Source organism: Chrysiogenia bacterium, from assembly GCA_020434085.1.
In the GTDB taxonomy this organism is placed as follows: Bacteria; JAGRBM01; JAGRBM01; order JAGRBM01; family JAGRBM01; genus JAGRBM01.
Genome location: JAGRBM010000327.1, coordinates 1 through 4,588, shown reverse-complemented (window position 1 = coordinate 4,588; position 4,588 = coordinate 1). Strand labels below are relative to the sequence as shown.

Here is a 4,588-nt window from a genome sequence, read left to right as displayed (position 1 = left end):
TGGGCGGCTTCCAGCTTCTGTGCGACGCGCGAAATGAAGCGGCGGTCGCAGCCCTGCGCGAGCGCAAGGCACGCGAGGCCAAGCCCTTTGCGCTGATGGTGGCGGATCTCGATGCGGCGCGGGCGCTGGCGCACATCAATGAGGCCGAAGCCGCCGCGCTCACCTCGCCCGAGGCGCCGATTGTGCTGCTTGAGCGGCGAGCGGGTGTTGCGCTGGCGCCCTCGCTCTCGCCGGGGCTCTCCACGCTGGGCGTGATGCTGCCGGCCTCGCCGCTTCATCATCTCATTGCAGGCGACCTGGGCTTCCCCGTCGTCGCGACGAGCGGGAACCTCTCGGGAGAGCCGCTGTGTATCGCCAATGACGAAGCGCTCGCGCGGCTCGGAAAGATCGCCGATTCTCTTCTCGTGCACAATCGCGAGATTGTGCGCCCCCTCGATGACTCGGTGGTGCGCGTGATCGGCGGCCGCGCGGTGACGCTGCGCCTTGGGCGCGGCCTGGCGCCGCTGCCGCTCGAAGTGCCCGCTCCGCGCGGCAATGCGCTGGCCTACGGCGCGCACATGAAGAACGCCCCCGCGTTGCTCTCGGGTAAATACGTCGTGCTCGCCCAGCACGTGGGGGATCTGGATAGCGAGAGCGCCCGCGCCGCGCTGGTCCGCGCCGGTCGCGACCTGAAAAACCTCTTCACCGAGAATGAAAGCGGCGGCGCTGCCGCCGCGTGCGACGCGCATCCCGACTACGGCAGCACGCGCGTGGCGCTTCAGCATAGCGGCGCGCCGCTTCGCGTGTGGCATCACCACGCACACGTGCTCGCCTGCATGCTCGACAATGAAGCGGACGGCGAAGTCCTCGGCGTTTCCTGGGACGGCACGGGGCTGGGGCCCGACGGGACGATCTGGGGCGGGGAGTTTTTGCGGGTAGATGGCGCGCGTTTCGAGCGCGTCGCCCACCTGCGGGCGTTCCGCCTTCCCGGCGGCCGCGCCGCCATTGGCGAGCCCCTGCGCGTGACGGCGGCACTGCTCCATGACATTTACGGCGAAGACCTGCCGCGCGTCGGACCCTTTGCGGACGAGGCGCTTCGGAAGAAAGCGCGGCTGTGGGCCTCGCTTCCCAACGCCCCGACGACCACGAGCGCCGGGCGGCTCTTCGAAGCCGTCGCCGCGCTGCTCGGGCTGTGCGAAAAGAATCGCTACGAGGGAGAGACCGCGATGCGCCTGGAGAGCATTGCGGCGGGCGATGATGATTCGGCTTACGAGCTTGCGCTGGTTTCAGGCGAAGCAATCGTTCTCGACTGGGAACCCTTGATCCGCGCGATTATGCGCGATCTCGAAGCGGGGGAGGGCGCTCCTGCAATCGCCGCGCACTTCCACGGGGCACTTGCGCGTGCCATTGCAGAAGTTGCGACGAAGCTGAAAGCCCCGCGCGTTGCGCTCACCGGCGGCTGTTTTCAGAACCGCATTCTGTGCGAGTCTGCCATCGTGGCGCTCCGCGCCGCCGGGATCGAGCCCTTCTGGCACCGGCGCGTCCCGCCCGGTGACGGCGGCATTGCCGCGGGGCAGGCCCTTGCGGCATGGTATGCCAAGGAAGGTTGAGTCATGTGTCTGGCGGTTCCCGGAAAAGTCGCGATGATTGACGAAGGCGCCGACGCGCTGCTTCGCACCGCGCGCGTGGATTTTGGCGGCGTCACCCGCGAGGTGAGCCTGGCCTTCCTGCCCGAGGCCCGCGTGGGTGACTACGTGCTGGTCCATGCGGGCGTCGGGATCTCGCGAATCGACGAAGCCCGCGCCGCGCAGGTGCTCGCCGATCTTGGCAGCGCCCTCGATGAAGAAGGGAAGGGCGAGACATGAAACCCCTCGACCCCTACCGCGATCCGGCCGCCGTGCGCGCCTGCGCAGAGCAGATCGCCGCGGCCGTGACGCGCCCGTGGACCATCATGGAGGTCTGCGGCGGGCAGACACACGCCATCGTGCGCTACGGGCTCGACTCGCTGCTGCCAAAGGGGCTCGAACTCGTCCACGGTCCGGGCTGCCCGGTTTGCGTGACGCCGGGCCATGTGATCGATGCGGCCGTTGATCTGGCCGGGCGCGAGGGCGTCACCCTCTGCAGCTTCGGCGACATGCTACGCGTGCCGGGAAACGGCGGCAGCCTCATGGACGCGCGCGCGGAGGGCGGCAGCGTCGAGATCGTCTACTCGCCGCTTGATGCGCTGGCGCTGGCAAAGGAAAATCCGGGCGAGGACTACGTCTTTCTCGCCGTCGGTTTCGAGACCACCGCGCCGGCCAACGCCATGGCCGTGGCGCAGGCCGCGCGTGCGGGGGTGGAGAACTTCTCCATCCTCGTCTCTCACGTGCTGGTGCCGCCCGCCATGGAGGCGATTCTCTCCAGCCCCGACAACCGCGTGCAGGGATTCCTCGCCGCCGGGCACGTGTGCACGGTCATGGGGTTTGAAGAATACGAGCCCATCGCCGCGCGCCACCGCGTGCCCATTGTGGTGACGGGCTTTGAACCCCTGGATATTCTGCAGGGCGTATTGCTGTGCGTGCGCCAGCTCGAAGCCGGCGAGGCCCGCGTGGAAAACCAGTATGCCCGCGCCGTTGAGCGCGGCGGAAACCGCCCGGCGCAGGAGCTCATCGCCGAGATCTTCGAGGTCGCCCCCCAGCACTGGCGCGGCATCGGCGAGCTACCGGCGAGCGGCCTGCGGCTGCGCGAGAAATACGCGCGATTCGACGCCGCCCGGCGCTTCGGGCTCACTGAAGAGACGGACATCGACTCGGCGGGCGAGTGCATCTCCGGCGAGATCATGCGCGGGGTGAAGAAGCCCCAGCAGTGCCCGGCGTTCGGCGTGCGTTGCACGCCCGAGCGTCCGCTGGGCGCACCCATGGTTTCCTCCGAGGGGGCCTGCGCCGCCTACTACCGTCACCGCGCGCATCCATCCGAGGAACCGGCACATGAGTAAGTCCTTCGGCGTTGTCTGTCCCGCGCCCGTGAGCGAGGGCGAGCGCATCACCCTGGCCCACGGCGGGGGCGGGCGGCTCATGCGCAGGCTCATCGAAGAAGTCATCGGTCCGGTGCTCGGCGTATCCGCAAAGCATCTTTCCATGGACAGCGCCGTGCTGGACGTGCCGCCGGGCCACCGGCTGGCCATGACGACCGATTCCTACGTCGTGCGTCCGCTCTTCTTTCCCGGCGGTGACATCGGCTCGCTCGCCGTGAATGGAACGGTGAATGATCTGGCCATGGCGGGCGCGCGACCCCTGGCGCTGAGCGTCGGACTCATTGTCGAAGAAGGGCTCGCCGTCGAGCGCCTTCGCGCGGTGCTGGAATCCATGAAGCGCGCCGCCGATGCCGCGGGTGTGCAGCTCGTTACCGGCGACACCAAGGTTGTCGAGCGCGGCAAGGGTGACGAGCTCTTCGTGAACACCGCGGGCGTGGGCCTCGTTCCCGAGGGGCGCGATCTCTCGCCGGCAAACATCGCGCCCGGGGACACGGTGCTGGTGAGCGGCGACCTGGGGCGCCACGGCGTGGCCATCGCCTGCGCTCGCGAGGGGCTGGCACTCGACTCGGTGGTGGAGAGCGACTGCGCGCCACTCAATGCGGTGGTCGAGGCGCTCCTCGAAGCGGGCGTGAAGGTGCGTTGCCTGCGCGATCTGACGCGCGGCGGGCTCGTCTCGGCGCTCGTCGAACTGGCACAGAGTGCGAAGGTGCGGGTGAGCCTCGAAGAGGCGCAGGTCCCCGTCAGCGATCCGGTCGCGAGCGTCTGCGACCTGCTGGGCCTCGATCCCTATTATCTGGCCAACGAAGGGCGGCTCGTCGCCATCGTGGCGAGCGAGGACGCCGCGCGCGCGCTCGAAGTGCTGCGCGGTTTTGAGAAATCGGCGTCGATCTGCGGCGCGGTGGGGGAGCGCGCGAAAGAGGGTGGCGCGTCGCTTGTCTGTCGCACGAGCTTTGGCAGCACGCGGGTGCTCGACCTGCTCACCGGCGATCAGCTTCCGCGAATCTGTTAGGGGGTAAAGATGTTCACAGCCGTAGCTGCCGGAATCATCGCGGGCTCGGCCCACGTGCTCTCGGGGCCCGATCATATGGCCGCCGTGGCACCGCTGGCGGGGAGCGAGCCCCGCCGCGCGCTGCGCACCGGCGGGGCGTGGGGTCTGGGGCACACCACCGGGACGTGGAGCCTCGCCCTGCTGGCGCTGGCGCTTCGCGAGATGATCGACGTGGAGGCCCTCTCCCACTGGGGAGAGCGCGTGGTGGGCGTGGTGCTCATCGGCATCGGCCTGTGGGGGCTGCACCGGCTCTTTGTCGCGCCGCGACTCTCGGGTGAAGCGCACTCTCACAAGGACGAAATCCCGCGCGGATCAAGCGCCGCTTTTGGTGTCGGCATGCTGCACGGCGTGGCGGGAACCTCGCATCTTCTGGGAATGCTCCCGGCGCTGGCCTTCGAGAGCGGCGCCGCAGCGCTCGCCTACGTCATCGCCTACGGGCTGAGCGGCATCGCCGCGATGATGGGCTTTTCGTGGGGAATCGGCGCAGCACTGTCGCGCGTTCCCGCCTCGCGGGCACGAATCCGCACAGGCCTTCGCGGCGCGCTCTC

General features: G+C 69.0%; 5 protein-coding genes. All 5 read left to right on the top strand.

What is annotated here, in order from left to right; translation table 11 throughout:
- Positions 1 to 1,589 (top strand): carbamoyltransferase HypF (hypF, locus tag KDH09_11330; GenBank protein ID MCB0220279.1); only part of this gene is annotated, 1,589 nt, incomplete at its 5' end.
- A gap of 3 nt (positions 1,590 to 1,592) precedes the next feature.
- A complete protein-coding gene (locus KDH09_11325) occupies positions 1,593 to 1,844 on the top strand; it encodes a HypC/HybG/HupF family hydrogenase formation chaperone (protein ID MCB0220278.1) in 252 nt (83 codons plus the stop codon).
- Complete coding sequence (gene hypD / locus KDH09_11320) at positions 1,841 to 2,953, top strand: hydrogenase formation protein HypD (GenBank protein MCB0220277.1); 1,113 nt, start codon at positions 1,841 to 1,843, stop codon at positions 2,951 to 2,953. The genes KDH09_11325 and hypD overlap by 4 nt, the downstream gene beginning before the upstream one ends.
- On the top strand, positions 2,946 to 4,001 hold the full coding sequence (hypE, locus tag KDH09_11315; protein ID MCB0220276.1) for a hydrogenase expression/formation protein HypE: 1,056 nt from the start codon (positions 2,946 to 2,948) through the stop codon (positions 3,999 to 4,001). The genes hypD and hypE overlap by 8 nt, the downstream gene beginning before the upstream one ends.
- A 9-nt stretch (positions 4,002 to 4,010) precedes the next feature.
- Positions 4,011 to 4,588 (top strand): High-affinity nickel transporter (locus KDH09_11310; GenBank protein ID MCB0220275.1); only part of this gene is annotated, 578 nt, incomplete at its 3' end.

Coding starts and splice junctions, on each gene's coding strand:
- KDH09_11325 (MCB0220278.1), top strand. CDS start 1,593: ATGTGTCTGGCGGTTCCCGGAAAAGTCGCGATGATTGACGAAGGCGCC.
- hypD (MCB0220277.1), top strand. CDS start 1,841: ATGAAACCCCTCGACCCCTACCGCGATCCGGCCGCCGTGCGCGCCTGC.
- hypE (MCB0220276.1), top strand. CDS start 2,946: ATGAGTAAGTCCTTCGGCGTTGTCTGTCCCGCGCCCGTGAGCGAGGGC.